This window comes from uncultured Psychromonas sp., from assembly GCF_947489755.1.
Taxonomy (GTDB): Bacteria; Pseudomonadota; Gammaproteobacteria; order Enterobacterales; family Psychromonadaceae; genus Psychromonas.
Window position 1 is genome coordinate 113,356 of sequence record NZ_CANLFB010000009.1, and the last position, 18,527, is coordinate 131,882.

Consider the following 18,527-nt stretch of genomic DNA (forward strand, 5'->3'; position numbering starts at 1 on the left):
TTTTACTTGGCCTTTTCACTTTTACTTATTTATTAAAACTATCAATGATATTTCTTACCAGTGACGACACAATCATTTCTTTTATAACTACTTAGCCGAACTTTCAGTTAATGTTTAATCTTATTCGTAATACATTTTAAGGTTTTATTATCAGGCTATTTTGTACATTTTTTATAAAATAGATAAAGCAATCTGCCATTGAATATTGAGTAATAATCCCTTCATTTTCCATCATGGTTAATGCATCGTAACCTTCTTTGCCTTTCATTGTATAAGCGGAAGAGCTACCACAATATATTGTTTCTTCATCAATAGTCTGCCAATCATTATCTTTTGTCTCAATCTTAAGTTCAGAAACCCGTTTACCAATAGGGCGGTCATGGTGATAATTGAATTTAAGGTTATGTGTATAAGGGTAACTGCCTGAACCACTCCCTGCCACACCATTATTCGTCGCATTGTTGATTGCACCTTCTAATGCCTGTGCAATATATTTTCCTTTGATACGATAAATACCGATTGGAACAACAAATGGTAATAACTTGCCTGCTATCTCCGCTACCGAAATATTTCCACTGTTTAAGGACGATCTAACTCCACCGGCATTATGAATAGCAAAGTCTACTTGATGGCCCTGTTCATTCATCTTATGAACAAAAGATTCAGCGACTAACGGTGCAATTTCACTGCCTCCATTTTCATCTGGTATACGGATATGACGTATATTTTCTGTGATGGTTGCTATTACCGTATTCTGTAATTCGCGCACTTTAGGGATATATTTATCTAGCAGTAAACGTTGTAATTGAGGATCTTTTTTACACACAATAACATTATCATGTTGAGCTAAATAAAGATTCGCTTTGTTATGTAGCGGATCATCATGAGTACTGAGTAAGGTTTTATCAATACATAACCGGCGACCAATCAATAGTTCATTTTTACCATTAAACGCATTGACTGAACCATCAGCATTAAAGTCAATTTCACAATGTCCTAGTGCTTGTGAATGACATCCTGCTTGAACAATGTAGGTATCATTAACGTTGAGACCATATTCGACGTCTTTTTTTAACCCTAAATCGCTAAAGTCACCTTGAAGCACATGAGTATGACCACCAACAATCAAACTAATACCATCAACTTTTTCCGCTAAATCACAATCACCTTCAAAGCCGAGGTGGCTTAATAAAATAATTTTATTAATACCCGTTGTTTGGATAGCTTTAATGGTATTAATCGCTGTCTGGTAAGCATCAACAAAGGGAGTGTCAGGATCTACATTCGCAATATCTGCCATTTTATCGATTGAAAGCCCAAATATCGCAATAGGTTCATCATCTACAATACGTGTGATCCAACTTGCTGTTTGTTTCTCGGGTTGATACGAAAGTAAGTTTGTACGACCATTCAATTGATGCGATTTAGTTTTTATTTCATTAGAAATGTCCCAGTTACCCGCTAACAAAGGAAAGTTAATACGATCTAGAAACGCGGCAACAGGCTCATTACCCATATCTAGCTCATGGTTACCAATAGTCATCATATCAATACCTAATGCATTGAGCATTTCAGCATTTGCTTTACCCTTGAACAATGAAAAATACAATGTGCCTTGAAAACAATCGCCAGCATGTAGGAATAAAAAATCTCTATTTTTTTCTGATGCTCCCGCTCTAAGCTGAGCAACGCGTGTTGCGATACGTGAAAATCCACCATTACTTACATAAGGAGTAAGGGTTTTATCCTCTATAGTAAGCTCTAACTGTAATGGCTGGGGTTCAAAGTAAGAGTGGGTATCATTGATATGTGCCAGCGTTAACTTCACTGGTTTATTATTTTTTATCATAAACCTTCATTTTATTATTTTATTTAATAGCAGATTCTTAATAGTGGCTGTTTATTTTTAAGCTGTTATAGTACCAAATCGTTCAGTTCAACATATTATAAAAACAGGACTTTACTTATATCCTTAACCCAAAAATACTCATGGCTTTGATTCATAATATCCCAATTGAGTTTTGAAACTGAACTTGGTGAGCTACCATCAAAGTAACATTCGCGAGGTAAAAGAACAATATTGGACGAAACAGGGATACAAAGTAAATTAGTTTTATCTGGTAAGACTAAATTTAAATTACATTTAATTCTATGAATAGACAAATGTATGCCCCTTAAATCTTTAACTATTTCTTTTAATAGAGATTTTACATATAAAGAGTTGTATTCATGTTCTTGCATAGTTCCTGCTTGGTGAGTCTTTCTTTGCTCTAAACATTGTTTTTGAAATAGATTTAAGCGTTGGCGTGGCCAATTACCATAAGAAAACTCTAAACCATCATTGTTTCTATACTTAAACCTAGCGGACCAAAGAGCTAAGTATTCCAAAACTGCACTGTTATCTGAACTTGAAAGCACAATAGTAGTAGTGTTTATTAGCTTATCTATAACTTCTAAATACCGATTTTCTATTGGATGTGATATATCTTTCTCAACCTCCTGAGTCCATCCTCGTACAGAGACCGCCCCTGGTTCATTTCTTTTTAATTTGGCATGAGAAAGGATTTCACTTGATTTATTAAACGTAAAAATATTTCCTTTTTCGTCACAAAATTTCTTCATTGTTGCATAAGTTAAGAAATGTTGCCTCCATGTGAAATCAAATGCTTGATTCTCAACTAAACCAACATTTTCTGCCTTTAATCGACGAGAATATTTCATTATATCTCCAAAACGCTAATAGAATAAGTAAGAAGTGTAGTGGTTTAATACTACCGGACACTACTTAAGACTTCAGTTAATATGTCTAGTAGAGGTAGATTATGAATAAGAAAATAACACTTTATCAATAATAAACTAATCAAATAGTTAAAACTTCTATTCAATGCTTAATTACTCGAACAGATAAACATTCACAGATTTGTATTTACGGGTATGTTCAATAAGTTATTGATATTATGTAGAATGTTAAAGAAGTTATATATTTAAGTCTGAGAGTTCAAATAATTAATTTTTACCTATTTATTTCAGTGTAGATATTTTATAGATATCCGAAAAGGTAATAATAGGAATTATTGAGAATGCAATAAAATATCCACTTATAGCTAGACATAAAAAAGGGTACTTGTTGATAACAACAAATACCCTAAAACTAAAGCAATAGTTTGCTAAGTTTCAAACTTTTTAACGTTTGTAATTATTTCTTCCAAGCAAATGATTCAAACATTGGATCAACAGGTGTTTGAGCAACATGGTTCACATAGTTACTGATCACTTTTTGAGACAACCCTAGAATAACTTCTAGCACTTGTTGTTGACCGTAACCCGCTGCAAAAAATGCTTCCATTTCTGCTGCTGATACGTTGCCACGTTCACGTACTATGCTTAATGTGAAGTCTTTTAATGCTTGTAATTTAGCTGTTGGTAAAGCCGTGTCGTTGCGTAATGCTTCTGTGATTGCTTCGTCAACTTTCATTGAATGTGCAATAGCTGTATGTGCAGGAACACAGTAGTGACATTCGTGTTCAACATTGATTGTTTGCCATACCACAGTTAACTCTTCAGCATTAAAAGAAGTATTTGTGAAATGTTCATTTAGCTGAGTATATGCTTTTAAAATACTTGGAGATTCAGCCATTGTGCCAAAAAGGTTTGGTACAACACCCATTTGTTTAACTGCACCTTCAAGAATTTGTTTACTGCCTTCAGGAGCCGTATCTACTGTATGGATTTTAAATTCGCTCATTATTTACTCTCTCTAGTGGTGAATGTATTAGTAATGAAAAACGCGTTTTCATTAAGTGAGTTAACTATAAATGATTATGAACGATTGTTCAAGGCAAATTAGAACACTCGTTCAAATTAATTTGGATGGACTAGATTGTTGCTACTCAATGCCTTGTTGCCCATGTTGTTGTCAGGTTTATTATTCAATATTGCCTTAAAAGAATTAAAATTAACCAGCGTTATAAATGAATACAGTAGTAGTAAGAAGAAAGAGAAGAACAGAGTTAAAATTGGCAGACGGTAGAAATAAATAAGCTCGATTCTGAGAGAAGCGAGCTAGGATATGTTTAGATAAGAGAGTTTGATAAATTAATGTGTAGATTAATAGAAAGGAGACCCAATAAAAATCTCATCAATAAACTTATTAATGGTTTCTTCATTATTATTAACGCGTGCATAAGTACGTAAACCAATAATTTGTACTTGTATATAACTGGCGAGTTCAGATGCATCTTTATCAGAGTCTATCTCACCTTGTGCCATCGCTTCAGTTATGATTTCTGAAAATTTATTCTCTACGTTAGCAAGTAGTCTTTTTGCTTCATCAAGCAATTCTTTATTGTCAGTGTCTGTCAGTTCAGATATAGACTTAACAATCATGCACATACAACTTGGTTTGCCATCTAAATTATCAATAACAAGATTTCTAATAAACAATTTAAGGCCTGTCAGAGGAGTGGCAGATTGTGCTAAACATATTTCCAATAATTCACCGGTTTGGGCAGCATAATAATTGATAGATTCTTTAAACAAATTATCTTTACTACCAAAAGTAGCATAAATACTGCCAGGGCGAAGATCGATGGCAGTCTGTAAATTACGCATAGAAGTACCGTGATAGCCCTTACTCCAATATAGATTAGTGGCTTTGTCTATGACTTCTTCACGGTTGAATTTTGCAACTTTACTCATCTGTTTATCTTAATATTTTTAATGGAACACTCGTTCATTATACAGAAAGAACCTATAGATACCATGGTCTCTTTTATTCTGTTTAATTTTTATTTATGTCTTCATCATTTACTAACCCGAATTCTGGTTAATGAAAGCGGTATTATATTTAAAATCATAATATTATGTTTTTTGACTATACAGTGCCGTTAGGCTTGTGTAGAGCAAGGTCAATAATTTGTAGTAATAACAAGGTTATTGAAGGATGATTTGCCCCATAAATCCTCGTAAGTAGTGGTGTTGTAGTACTTTGCATATCCAGAACTGAGGTTTACTATTAAGTTTTTGCTTCGATATTGCTTAGGTATTGCTAAGTTATGGTTTGCTTATCACGAAGTTAACACGGTCTATTAAGGTGTTAGAGACAGGAATCATAAGTACCATTTCTGCTCTCAGACTATGCCCACCTGGACACTATTTTTTATCTTTTATGTCTCTTTTATGCATACAGGTAGCTTATAATAAGGCAGGTGGAATATAGGAGATTAAAGTACCTTTATTTATCTTTTACGGCACGTTTATTGTCTTTTTTAGTGGAAAAAGCGCTTGGCATTACTTCAACGCCCACTAATCTTCCTAGCTTAATGATCACGGGGATTGTGATCGGTGCAAAAGGTAAGACAGCAAATACACCTAACCCTAACCCCTTTAATACATCAACAAATTGCTCGTTCGCTACTTTCATTTCTTCTTTAGTGGCTTGGCCTTGTGTGTATTTTTTATAGATGATTAACATTTCCTTCGTTTCTTTTTTTTCCTGCGCTAAAGCTAATTTTAATTTGAGCATGGTACGCTTTGCTCTTAACTTTGTAGAAAGCCTTTTAATACGATATACACGGATTGGGGCTCGATGAAACTTTTTTAAGGTCTTCATTATTTACTCATTATTTTTTCAACGACAAAAGTAAATTTGAAGCTAATGTTACTGATAAAAAACACAAAATACCTGCAGAAATGCCAACTAATCCAGTTAAAATGGTAGGGGTTATGTATTCAAATAAAGCCCCCATATTAGAAAAGGGTTGCTCTATGTGGTGTATAAAATCTGTTATGACTGGAACATTGTGGACAATTATTCCGCCTCCTACTAAAAACATCGCGATAGTGCCGACAATAACTAAAAATTTCATTAATAGTGGAGCTGCGTTTATTAGAAACTCACCGATTATATTTTTAAATTTATTATCATTTTTTTGCGCGGAAGAGATTAAATATATCCCTAAGTCATCTAACTTTACAATAACTGCAACCAAACCATAAACAAAAATGGTTAAGGCAATAGCAATTGTAGATAACAATAATATTTGAGTTAAAAAACTAGCCTGTGGCATAGTCCCTAAAGCAATCACCACAATTTCAGCGGACAATATAAAATCAGTTCGAATGGCACCTTTTATTTTACTTTTTTCTAGGGCAACTAGGTCAATACTTTGATTTGCATTTGCTTCTTTACGCACTTGTTTAGCTTGTTCTTTCTCATGTTTTGAAAATAAGGAGTGAATTATTTTTTCAGCCCCTTCAAAACATAAATATAACCCGCCAATGACTAACAAAACTGTAATAGCCGTCGGTAAAAAAGCACTTAGTATTAACGCAATAGGGACAATAATCGCTTTATTTAAAAAAGATCCTTTAGCAACGGCCCAGACGACAGGTATTTCTCGTTCTGCTCGAACGCCAGAAACTTGTTGCGCGTTTAACGCTAAATCATCGCCCAATACACCGGCTGTTTTTTTAGCAGCCACTTTACTCATTAGTGCAACGTCATCTAATACAGCGACGATATCGTCTAGTAACGTTAACAAGCTTAAACCTGCCATATTTTTATATCCTAATTAAAAGGGAACCTAAAAGAGTTAGTTGAATGGTATCGTCTTTATGAAAAATAGGAGCTAAACAATAGGTGCAGTCTACCGTTTATACCTCCAAACAAATAGGCTTATTAATGAATTAGCCAATCTATAGTTGTTACTTCATAAAGTATAATAAAACATGAATATACAATGGCTTATATTGTTTCAATAAAGCTAATTAAAATATATTTTTGAATGGCTACTCACTATAAGTATTTAAAATGCAATTTAAATATAAAGTAAATGACAAATCCTATATTCTAACCTTATTTAACAACCTTCTATTAATGAACATTTAATAAGGACTTAACTATGAGTAAACTCGCTAATCCGGATAATTTTGAATCAATGCAATCTAAATTAAGTTCAGCTTCTTTCGTCGGTCATGTAACGACTACAGAAGTAAATATATGGGTTCGAGTTTATAGAGAAGGTGATTGGCGACTTTTTATATCAGACACCGCACTCGACATGGACCCATATAGCATTCAGCCTTCAGATCCTATATTTAGTAGCAATTCATCAGTAATGTACCAAGATAAATTCATTTCTTCTGACAACGGACAAACTCATACGTTCAAGTTTGAGAATTTACTCGCAGGTAAAACTTACTATTATTATCTAATGGCAGTGGGGGAACTCCATTCTTCAATAGACCGAAAAATAGAGTTAGGTATGCGTACTGCTTATGTATTTAAAACAGACCCTGTTGATTTTCCGCAATTTTCATTTGGTTTTTATAGCTGCCATGATCCCTTTGGGCATCGATCTTTTTCAGAAGGTTTATGGCCACACTTTGATGAACAATTAAGTGAACGTAATGCAAGTTTTGTGATAGGTGGCGGAGACCAAATTTATTGTGATACCCATGGCCGCTATAAACAATCTAGTCAGCAACAAAATAAACCTCAAATAGAAGATTTATGGGATTGGTTAGCTAAGCATAAAAAAACATTAGCATCTGCATTTAATATTGACGGAGCGGGTAATGATGCAATAGATGAGAATGGCATAAAAGAATATCTTAAACAGCTTTATCGTGCCTACTATAGAATTTATTGGAATACACCTGCGATGTTAGAAACTTTTAGGAAATTCCCTCAATATATGATTTGGGACGATCATGAAATCATGGATGGATGGGGCTCATTAACTAAATCAGAAAGGGCAAATAAGTTAGACCATATTTTCCAATGGGATAATCATGCTCTCAATGAACAAATTTGCCAGCTCGCTTTTAAAGCTGCGAGTGAGGTGTATTTAGAGTTTCAACACAACCATAACCCCAGCACGCCACCTAACCAGTGGGATTATAGTTTTATAAAGGGAATAACAGGCTTTTATGTATTGGATATGCGAGGGCATCATGATGTTGAAAATAATGATGGTGAACGATTATTAGGTAAACAACAAATGGCTAGATTAGTCGCTTGGTTAAAACAACCAGAAACGATTGCACTTAAAGCTGTTTTTGTCGTGTCGCCTGTCCCAGTTGTACATTGGAACGATAAAATAATGAATAGTATCGATTTATTATTAGCAGTAGGCGGTACAAAAGATGATGCTCAAGATGAATGGGGTAACGATACTAATGTCACTGAAAGGAATATTTTGTTAGAACATTTAGGTCATTTCTCACATATCAATACAATACCAGTGACTTTATTGAGCGGCGATGTGCATTGTGCGAGTGCGTTTAAAATTCATCTTAAGGATAAACCTAATGCAAAGTTAATGAATATTACTTCAAGTGGTATTTCCAGAAAACCTGCACCAGGGTTCTTGGATAAATTAATAGAAGGGGATGGTCCATTATATAAACATGACAATGCATCAGTAGAATCGGTTTTTAGTTTAACAGATAAAAACAATTTCTTAATCATAAACGTCAATACAGAGGTTGCACCTTGTCGGATAAGTGTAACAATGAACTTTGGTGAGCCTGTTGATGATTTCATCAAACAAAAAGTGTTTTTTATCAATGAATAATAAGGCAAATCTAAGAATGTTATCGGTCAAATAAAAAGAGGTACACTGTTTTAATAACAGCATCAAATGGTATTGTAAAAGTGACAATAAAATGCCTATTAATAGCAATATAAATAATGGGGGCAATCAATACGCTACCCATTGTTTATGTTGTTTGTCGGCTGTAAATAAATTTTTTTCAAATGTGTTACAAAATGATGCGATGCAACTTTTTTGCTTTGATTTTACTTGGATTTTACTTGGATTTTGCTTTGAAAAACGTCTACATCATTGCTCAGAACTGCAATTGTAATTAACACTCCTTTATAAATTATATACCCCAGTATTTCCCTTCAAAATTGTTGATGTTTATGAGCAACAACCATGCTTCAATAATGACGTATTAGTAACTTTAAAATAAGTAAAAATCATACTGCTAATTTTCTTTTATTTGGGCTAAATGTGTTTAAACCTTAAGTCTATTCTACTGTACAATGCTTTAAATGATAATCTGTTTCATTTAGATTAAAGTGTTCCATATTCAAGTGTCCAGTTCAATTAGACCAGAATAAACCTTGGTAAAGTATAACGGCGAATAAAATAAGCTTGTACTAACGCATTGATTATTTAAAATAAATGAGAATAAACGAATCTAGTAATGATTTAATAAGGAAATTAAATAACAAGTGAAAGAGCCTATTAACAAATCGTTGAACCGCATTGAAGCTGTTCTTGATTATATCGATAACTCATTGCATCTGCCGCTTTCGCTAGAGGATCTTGCCAGTAAAAGTTGCTGGTCTCGCTGGCAATTACAGCGTATTTTTCAAGAATATACCAATCAAAATGTCGGTAACTATGTTCGCCAACAAAAACTTTCTAAAGCGGCTGAATTTGTTTTATCTAATCAACATAGAATGATTGATATTGCCTTTATGTTAGGATTTGGATCTGAAATTTCCTTTAGTCGTGCTTTTAAAGCATTCTTTAATATGAGCCCAAAGCAATATCAAAAAAGAGGGCTTAGAATGGGGATTAAAAAGCCACTCATTAAAAATCCTTTTACTGAATCTGAACTTAATTCTTTGTTTGTACAAATACGCATTGATTATCTCGAAGAAATGACAATTTATGGCGTTAAAGGTCAAATTAAAGGTTTTGCTGCTGAATATCCAGATTATATGAATACTGTCCCTAATACCTGGCATCGTTTTGAAGCATCTTATCTAAACCAACCACATGCTATTACAGAGTTTATAGGCGTCTTCAGTGGTAATGAAGAAAATGAACTCGGTGATTTAACTTACTTGGCTGGCACACCTCAACCAATTGAAAATGCAGACGCTATTGTATTAAAAGGTCAACAATATGCGGTGTTATCCTTTGAAGGACCGACTCATAAATTTGCAAGAATTGTAGAATGGTTTGTTTTCTATTGGCTATCAAATTCAGAATATGAATTAGTTGAGACAAATGAATTAGAAATTTATAAAAAACAATTGGATAAAAATTTCTTAGAGGTTGAATATTGGCTGCCCATCACTAAACAAAAAAGCTAACTTTGCACCAAAATGTTAAGTTTTCAATTTTAAACTAGGTACCATCTTAATAATAATCATTATCAACAAAATGGATGAAAGTAGATAAATATGATCTTTATTAATAATGCACCTCATTTTAAACGTTCAACACTTGCTTCAGTGGTCGCTCTGGCTTTATGTCACTCATCGTATTCTATGGCATCACAATTGCCCGATGATGGAACTGAAATGGAAGCTATTTCTGTTTTAGGCAAAGCGTATCGAAATACAGCGACAAAAACAGCGTTAACACCTGAAGAAACACCCCAAGCTATTAATATCATTGATGGTGAGCTGTTAAAAGAACGAGGAGCGCAATCTTTAAACGAGGCATTACGTTATACACCGGGAGTGGTGACTGAAACTAAAGGTGGCGCAGTAACGATGTATGACACGTTCACCATTAGAGGCTTTTCTGTCAGCGAAAGTTATTATGATGGTTTAATATTACAACAGTTAAATGGTTGGAATTTGCAGCCACAAATAGATCCCATCGCATTGCAACAAGTTGAAGTATTCAAAGGGCCTACGTCCGTACTTTACGGTTCAATGCCGCCTGGTGGTATGGTAAATATGATAACTAAAGCACCTCAAATTCAATCGAGTACAGAAATTGGAGTGAAAATTGGCACCAGTGATATGAAACAAGTTTCTCTTGATTCAACAGGTCAAATTGGCGATAGCAATGTATCTTATCGTTTCATCGGTCTTGCTCGCCAAAAAGATGGTCAAGTAGACACTACAAATGAAGAGCGTTATCTATTAGCACCCTCTATTACTTGGGATATTACAGAAAAAACATCGCTTAATGTAAATGTGTATTATCATAATGATCCTGATATGGGGATGAACTCATCTATTCCTTCATCCGGTTCAGTATTTAGTAATGTTAATGGCACTACTAACGCAAGTACATTCGTAGGTGATGAAAATTGGAGTACATTTGAACGTGAAGTTTTAATGTTAGGTTATAAATTTAGCCATGATTTTAATGATAACTGGACGTTTTTACAAAATGCACGTTATACCAAAGCTGATTTATACCAAGAAAATACTTATCATTATGCAAGTTATGATGAAACAACAGGTGAGCTTGATCGATACATATACAGTACAGATGAAAGCTCCGAAGCGTATGCAATCGATAATCAGTTAGCAGGTGAAATAACCATCGCAGGCCTTAAGCATAATATATTACTAGGTATCGATTACCGCCAGCTAAAAGGTGACTCAGCATACGATTATTATGGAACAACCAGCCAGTTTGGTGATTTTAATATATTTAATCCAGATAATAAACTCATTGACAGCGATGCATTAACTTCTCTGGCAATTTATAATGATGAGATATCAGTTAAACAACTTGGTGGGTATTTTCAAGACCAAGTACGTTTAAATAAATTAGTACTGATTGCAGGCGGACGTTTAGATACTTATAAAAGTAAAAGTGACTATTCGGGCAGTGTAACAGAAGCAGATGAAACTGAATTTTCATATCGTGTAGGTGCTTTATATGAATTTGATAATGGCTTATCTCCTTTTATAAGCTATGCAACAAGCTTTGAACCTGTTGCCGGCCAAAGTGATTTTGGTGAAGCATTCGTAGCTGAAACAGGTAAACAAATTGAAGTAGGTTTAAAATATAACTCTGCTGACTACAGTCAATCAGCGACGGCCTCATTATTCCAAATTGTTAAAAGTAATGTCGTGATATCAGATCCAGACTCAGCTGATTATCAAGGTCAGTTACAAGTCGGTGAGGTACGGTCAAGAGGGCTTGAGCTTGAAGGCACTTGGATGATCAATAACAATTTGGATATTGCTGCTAGTTATACTTATATTGATATGGAAATTACTAAAGATAGCGAAAATGGGTTAGAAGGGACGATGCCTATTTATGTACCTAAACATGCAGCTAACCTTTGGGCTAATTACAACTTCGATAATCAATTCCTTCAAGGTACACGTTTAAGTGCTGGTGTTCGTTATGTTGGCGAAATGCAAATGGATGCGACAAATACACAAGGAATGGTACCTGATTATACCATCGCAGACCTTTCAATAGGGTATGACTTAGGTTATGTAAGTTCTTCTTTAGCAGGAGTTCAAGTCAATCTAACAGCAAATAATGTATTCGATACTGATTCATTTGCTTGTTATGACAATGAGAACTGTTGGTACGGTGCAGAACGAACAGTAGAACTAGGTGTCAATTTCAAACTGTAATTTTGTAAAAAAGGGGGCCTCATAAAAATACAGATAGATAAAATATGACATAGCTTATTTCGTCTGATGGATGATGTTAACGGCTTAAAGTAAGCACTATTTATAATGGTTAAAAAGCCTAGCAATAATGAATTATTGTTAGGCTTTTTTATATATTGCTTTAATTGAAAGTATAGGTTTTGTGATGATAAATAGAGTGAAAAACAAACAACTATTGTTAATAGAAGTATTTATTTAAACACAAACCTTTAAACTAAAAAAACACCTCTTTATGGTAGATTGATTGATTTTAAAAAAACTTTATTTGATGTATATTGAACATCAAGTAATTGTAAATAAGTTTAAATATTATTATCTACAAATATATAGGCAGAAACCGATTTCATAATATATTCCATTATTACAAGAGGATTGAGTGTGTTTTCAGATATCAATGTTAAAGTAATTATTGGTTTATTCTGTGTGTCTGCCATCGCATTCTTATCACATAGATTAGGTGTAGTAGATACTTCATACCCTATAATCATTAATACTAATGATAAATCTAAAATATTAATAAATAGCATGTACACTGAATCTACTTTAGATGAAAGTGACAGGATTTTAGTGCAGTGTAAATTACTAAAGCAAGAAGGGTATAACTTTTGTGGTCTTGGTATACCTCTGACGAATGGTGCAAGAAACAATGGGGTAGACTTAAGTAATTATAATCGTTTATCAACAGTCATTAAATATATGGCTCCAGCAAAAAATGCCAAACTTAAAATTTCATTTAGAAACTTTAATGATCATTATTCTAACTTAGCAGATAACGTATCGTTAAAGTTTAATAGTATTTCTTTCAATCCTAACCTACATGAATTACCTATTGTTATTCCTTTCGATGCACTACAAGTTGATAACTGGTGGGTTGAACAATATAGAATTGATTTCAGCGATAGCCAAGTAGATCTATCTAATGTCTCTTATTTAGAAATATTAACAGATGGAATGCAGAATCTTGGCAATTATAGAATTGAGATTGATAGTGTCACTTTATATGGTCAATTAATAACAGAAGCTAATCTACTCAAAATTATATTATTAATATGGTTAATCACCGTCATTTTTCTCGTTACGTTTCAACATAATATTTTAAAAAAAATGTCGATTACAGATAGCTTAACTGGTTTATATAATCGTTATGGAATTGCTATTTGGACAAATAAAAAAATATTATCTCGTATTAACCGTCAAAACTTCTACTTATTTTATTTAGATTTAGATGATTTTAAAAAAGTAAATGATACCTACGGGCATAAAGTAGGGGATCAATTACTCATTGGTTTTTCACATCGAGTTAAAAAATACTTAGACTCAATAACTAACATACAATTTAAATTTGCAAGATTATCAGGTGATGAATTCGTATTAGTTATATATGACCTTAAAGAAAACCAAATAAAAAAATTCGCCGCAAGTTTACTTGATGTAATCGACACACCAATACGACTTAAAGAACATGAAACTTATGCTCGTGTCAGTTTAGGTATTGCACAATTAAAACTAGAAATTAATACATTTGATGAATTATTAGCAAGAGCTGATTCAGCAATGTATTATGCCAAAAAAGAAGGTAAAAATCGGTTTAAAATCTTTAACGAAACCGTTTCTCAAGATCTATTCTTCCGTAAACAAGTCGCAGAGAAAATAAAAGATACAATCATAGAAGATACATTTTATTTGAGTTTTATGCCGATATTCGATGCAAAGAATTTAAATATGGTCAGTGTAGAGGTGTTATTACGTGCTAGTGATGAAACATTGCAATGTATTGGACCTGATGTGTTTATTCCAATAGCTGAAGAATATAATTTAATTAAAAACATAGACTTATGGGTTATTGAAGCAACATTTAAACAAATAAAAAAAGAGTCAACTTTATTAAAAGTAACACCTATTATATTTTGTATTAATATTTCCGCTATCGAATTACACAATCCTCACTTTGTACAAAATCTAATTGAGTTAATGGAGTTATACCAAATAGATGCGCATGATTTCGAATTAGAACTTACTGAAACTAGTTTGGTTGAAGCCGATTTAATGAGTGTTTCAACACTTCAAGAAATTCACTCGCTCGGTGTTAATCTAACATTAGACGATTTTGGTACAGGTTACACGGCATTTTCTCAGCTTATAAATTACCCCGTAAGTTGTTTAAAAATAGATAAAACATTTATCGATAATCTACATTCAGCAGATAAAACTAAATCAACCATGATTAAAGCGATTCTTTCTATTGCTGAGTCATATAACTTAAAAACAGTCGGGGAAGGTGTTGAATATTATGAACAATATTCATTTTTAACAGAGCAGGGGTGCGATATGATTCAAGGGTATTTTTTCTGTAAACCAGTGTCTTGGACGCAATTAAAAAATATTTTACAGGAGCCTAATGCGCAAAAATTACGTCAAGAAAAAATAAATAAACTCGCTAAAAAATTTATGAAATAGCTCCAGTAAATAATATTACAGATAATTATTTACTGGAACTATTTATAATATTGTCATTATACTTCTACTCAGATTTTACCATTTTAAAAGTGTCGTATAACTTGTTGAACATCTAGTTATGTGCGGAAAGAGGACTGGTATTCTTACTATCAACTACCAAAGTACTATAGTAAATAATGGACTATGACTCTTTTCAATTTTAACAATCGTTTTTGTTGGTTTATGTTGTACTGGCCTATGATTACTTTTTACTACTTGATGAATGACTTTTTTAGTTGTTACCTGTTTTTTATTATATCGTTGATGCTGACTTGATTTTTTATGACTACTCATTGAATGATTGTTATTGTTATTGTTATTTTTTGAATTGTTGTTATATGCACTTGCTTGTGATGTAAAAGCAAAACTCAAAATTAAAAGCGAGACTAACGTAAGTTTGTTTTTCATTGTTATTTCCTTTTTATTCAATCTATTATTTATGTTTTCATTTCGATGACTACACTATAGAAGTGAAATATGTAGTAAGTTTGAAGGAAATGTGAAGGTTTGGATTATTACAAATACTTACGTCATTAAAGGTTTGGAGTGTTAAATTTGAAATTGATCATATTAATAGTGAGTCTATTTATGTCAGATATAGTTTACTCAAGCCACGTTAGCCTGACAGGAATTGAACAACTCATTTGGAAAAATAGAGTTATATTAATTAACTCAGACGATAAATCTAACGCTAAAACTGATGAATATAAAAAATTATTTAACAAATACAAACATGAAATAAATGAACGGGATCTGATTTGGTTTATTATCAAAGAGGATGATGTCATAACAAATTACCCTACTAGACTATCAACTAATTTTATAAAGAGAACTAAAGCTAATTATCCCATTGAAAAGCATCCTGTATTATTAATAGGAAAAGATGGTGGTATTAAAACAAAAAGTAAAAAATTCGATATAGACATTTTATTTAATGAAGTTGATGTCATGCCAATGAGGCAGCAAGAAATGAGTCGTCAGAAATGATGACTTACTCGTCATTATCTTTTGTTTGTATTTCAATGATTGATACATTTTAAAACGATTTAATTAATGAGGCACCAACATAGTTATGATAATTAAAAACGATAGTAGATATGGCGTTGCCGATTACTCTTATAAAATGGCCGGAGAACTTCCTGGCATCACCAAACTAGTTAAAGATTTTTATCACACGATGAATTCACTCTCAGAGGCTAACATCATAAGAAATATGCATCCCAATGATTTATCTGAATCTGAAAAAAAGCTAACTTATTTTTTGTCTGGTTGGTTAGGCGGTCCTAAATTATATGCAAAGCATTATGGCAGTATTAACATTCCTCTATCACATAAACATTTAAAGGTCGGTATTGAAGAAACTAAAGCTTGGCTTTTATGCATGAAAAAATCTGTCGATAATCAACCTTATGAATCGGATTTTAAAATTTATTTAATGGAGCAATTAAGCGTTCCAGCAGAAAGAATTAGAGTGGTTTCCAGTAATCAATAAAAGGGGGGGGGGGTTGATGATTAACACCATTTGTTTAACAACTTTAATTATCAATATTATTTTTATCCCAAACTTTATCTCGTACTCCTTTATTCACGCATGGTATATAAAATGAAAATAATCTCCACAAACATTTCAAAAGTAATAACAATACTTCATAACAAAAAAGAAATTAAAACAGGTATATTTAAATCTCCAACTGTTAATGAAATTGTAATTACTAAGACTAATATTATTGGCGACGAACAAGCAGATCTTGTTAACCATGGTGGAGAACATAAAGCGGTTTATGCTTTTTCATCTAGTCATTATGAATATTGGAAAAAAGAACTTAAAAATGAAAAACTTTCATTTGGAATGTTCGGAGAGAATTTTACTATTTCTAATTTATCTGAAAAAGATATTCATATTGGAGAACAATTTAGGATAGGCACAGCACTGCTTGAAGTTAGCCAACCAAGAGTACCTTGTTTTAAACTTGGTATAGCGCTCGATAATAAAAGTATTTTAAAACTTTTTACTCAACATCATTGTACTGGTGTTTATTTTCGAGTGATCGAACCTGGAATAGTAAAAAAAGATGATGAAGTGATTATTGAAAAAGAAGTTGAGCATAACATTTCAATTAAGAAACTTTTTCAAGCTTACTTTGATAAGAGTTATATAGATTATGAAAGTGTCTTGTCTGAGGCTTACTCGTTAAAAGAGTTAGCTCCTGAATGGAAAGAAAAGATAAGAAAGAAACTTTCTATTAATTAGATGATAAAAAACATAACAATAAATTAAAATTAATGAGTTAATGAGTTAATGAGTTAATACAATTCATTATTTAATAGGGCAGTTATCACTGTATTTACTTATATACATTAATAGTTTTAATTTATAAGTTACTCGTTATATTTCGTGGAGCCAAATAATAACTGCATAACTTGAGGTGTTAACAAGTACATTTAAAATGTGCTGTTCATTTTTCGGAACATTATTGTTCTTGGCAACGAGGTTGAAATTAAAATACGAAAGACTTCAAAAAGGTATCGCAATCATAAATTTAAAATGTAGTCGTGAAATTTAATGATAGACTGAGAAACAATCTTAATTAAAAACACTCGAAAATTAATGACTGAGCATGTGGTAGCGTTAGCTGCTTAGCTGTTATGCTCTTCAGGTGGGACTGTATTTTATTTTAATGCCTTTAAATTATTTTATAAATTAAAGGCATCTTGCTTTAATATTTAAGCTAAATACCTTAATAAGTTAATAGATTTTAATCTAGAGCGAACATATTAAATTAAAAGTAACGTTAACCTCATGTGTAACAAGGGATGTAGAGTGTTTTAACATAAAACGAATGATCTTTGATTGGTTTATATTGAAGCGTATAACGATGAAAATGTAGTCTTTATTGATTTATTTACTGATATTGTCTGTTTTATTAACGTATAAGAGAGTTTATATCCGTTATTTATTTGCCTATATTTTGAAATTTAATTAAGTATATCTATATAACCGAATAAATGAGCTTTGATTAACCGTCTATTTATAGTGTTATAACATCGTGTTTAACGTAAAACCGCCGAATAAGGATAATAGTATATTATACATTTTATGTTAAATAGAATTATGTTCAATACTGTAGGATATTTGGATAGATAGTATATGTAATTATCTATTTAAATATCCTATTTAACATAATATACATTATGCGCAGTTGTGGGTGTGTATTTAATAGGTGGGTTAATAACAGTTTTTATTTGAATTCGAGATTACCATGATTTATATTTTCTTTAATATTCTTTTAATGTACTTAACCTTTGTTATCTAGTATTAAACTTTAAAATATTAACAACTGGTTTGCTAACTCCTTTCTTTATACGCATTACGCCGATTTTAGCGTGACACTAACTTAGTATTTCTATCTTCTTTATATCTAGACTTTAAAATTAGCTAACCCCATGTTTCTATTGGTATATTTTATTTTTGGCTTCTTTGTTTACTCTTTTGTATAGATCACAAAACGTCAGAATTAATCTAATACCGAATAAATATCAGGCACTTTTTTTTGATGAACTAGGATTAGCTCATTATTTAGGCGCTCTGTGTTAAAATCTGAAGTGTTTTTAAGGTATTTGCCTTTAA

Annotated in this window: 14 protein-coding genes; 7 read left to right on the plus strand and 7 right to left on the minus strand. The window is 32.4% G+C overall.

The features are described from left to right. Window positions 1–136: 136 nt before the first annotated feature. The 6 genes from Q0794_RS07250 to Q0794_RS07275 form a co-directional block, all read right to left on the minus strand. Window positions 137–1,849 (minus strand): 5'-nucleotidase C-terminal domain-containing protein, encoded by a 1,713-nt coding sequence (locus Q0794_RS07250; protein ID WP_298941068.1) that lies wholly within the window; start codon window positions 1,847–1,849, stop codon window positions 137–139. 95 nt (window positions 1,850–1,944) lie between these two features. Beyond that, window positions 1,945–2,721, minus strand: a complete 777-nt coding sequence (locus Q0794_RS07255; protein WP_298941069.1) for a hypothetical protein — start codon at window positions 2,719–2,721, stop codon at window positions 1,945–1,947. 475 nt (window positions 2,722–3,196) lie between these two features. Further along, window positions 3,197–3,745, minus strand: a complete 549-nt coding sequence (locus tag Q0794_RS07260) for a carboxymuconolactone decarboxylase family protein (protein ID WP_298941070.1) — start codon at window positions 3,743–3,745, stop codon at window positions 3,197–3,199. Between the two features lie 362 nt (window positions 3,746–4,107). Beyond that, window positions 4,108–4,698, minus strand: coding sequence for a TetR/AcrR family transcriptional regulator (locus Q0794_RS07265; RefSeq protein ID WP_298941071.1), 591 nt, complete (start codon window positions 4,696–4,698; stop codon window positions 4,108–4,110). Between the two features lie 535 nt (window positions 4,699–5,233). Next, window positions 5,234–5,611, minus strand: coding sequence for a hypothetical protein (locus tag Q0794_RS07270; RefSeq protein ID WP_298941072.1), 378 nt, complete (start codon window positions 5,609–5,611; stop codon window positions 5,234–5,236). 10 nt (window positions 5,612–5,621) lie between these two features. Beyond that, window positions 5,622–6,557, minus strand: a complete 936-nt coding sequence (locus tag Q0794_RS07275; RefSeq protein ID WP_298941073.1) for a DUF808 domain-containing protein — start codon at window positions 6,555–6,557, stop codon at window positions 5,622–5,624. 345 nt (window positions 6,558–6,902) lie between these two features. Between Q0794_RS07275 and Q0794_RS07280 the strand changes: the two genes are divergently transcribed. The 4 genes from Q0794_RS07280 to Q0794_RS07295 all read left to right on the plus strand — a co-directional run bounded on the left by Q0794_RS07280 (window position 6,903) and on the right by Q0794_RS07295 (window position 14,860). Continuing rightward, window positions 6,903–8,579, plus strand: coding sequence for an alkaline phosphatase D family protein (locus Q0794_RS07280; RefSeq protein ID WP_298941074.1), 1,677 nt, complete (start codon window positions 6,903–6,905; stop codon window positions 8,577–8,579). 665 nt (window positions 8,580–9,244) lie between these two features. Continuing rightward, a complete protein-coding gene (locus Q0794_RS07285) occupies window positions 9,245–10,117 on the plus strand; it encodes an AraC family transcriptional regulator (RefSeq protein ID WP_298941075.1) in 873 nt (290 codons plus the stop codon). Between the two features lie 90 nt (window positions 10,118–10,207). Continuing rightward, on the plus strand, window positions 10,208–12,364 hold the full coding sequence (locus Q0794_RS07290) for a TonB-dependent siderophore receptor (protein ID WP_298941076.1): 2,157 nt from the start codon (window positions 10,208–10,210) through the stop codon (window positions 12,362–12,364). Window positions 12,365–12,781: 417 nt separating this feature from the next. Next, window positions 12,782–14,860 carry a GGDEF and EAL domain-containing protein gene (locus Q0794_RS07295; RefSeq protein ID WP_298941077.1) on the plus strand — a complete coding sequence of 693 codons (2,079 nt, stop codon included), beginning with the start codon at window positions 12,782–12,784 and terminating at the stop codon, window positions 14,858–14,860. A gap of 153 nt (window positions 14,861–15,013) precedes the next feature. Here the strand turns inward: Q0794_RS07295 and Q0794_RS07300 are convergent, their stop codons facing one another. Further along, entirely contained in the window at window positions 15,014–15,307 is a 294-nt protein-coding gene (locus Q0794_RS07300; protein WP_298941078.1) for a hypothetical protein, read from the minus strand. A 180-nt stretch (window positions 15,308–15,487) separates the two neighbouring features. Between Q0794_RS07300 and Q0794_RS07305 the strand changes: the two genes are divergently transcribed. The 3 genes from Q0794_RS07305 to Q0794_RS07315 all read left to right on the plus strand — a co-directional run bounded on the left by Q0794_RS07305 (window position 15,488) and on the right by Q0794_RS07315 (window position 17,150). Next, entirely contained in the window at window positions 15,488–15,886 is a 399-nt protein-coding gene (locus tag Q0794_RS07305; protein WP_298941079.1) for a DUF4174 domain-containing protein, read from the plus strand. A gap of 85 nt (window positions 15,887–15,971) precedes the next feature. Further along, window positions 15,972–16,391 carry a group II truncated hemoglobin gene (locus tag Q0794_RS07310; RefSeq protein WP_298941080.1) on the plus strand — a complete coding sequence of 140 codons (420 nt, stop codon included), beginning with the start codon at window positions 15,972–15,974 and terminating at the stop codon, window positions 16,389–16,391. A 111-nt stretch (window positions 16,392–16,502) separates the two neighbouring features. Then, window positions 16,503–17,150, plus strand: coding sequence for an MOSC domain-containing protein (locus Q0794_RS07315; RefSeq protein WP_298941081.1), 648 nt, complete (start codon window positions 16,503–16,505; stop codon window positions 17,148–17,150). The last annotated feature ends 1,377 nt before the right edge of the window (window positions 17,151–18,527 follow it).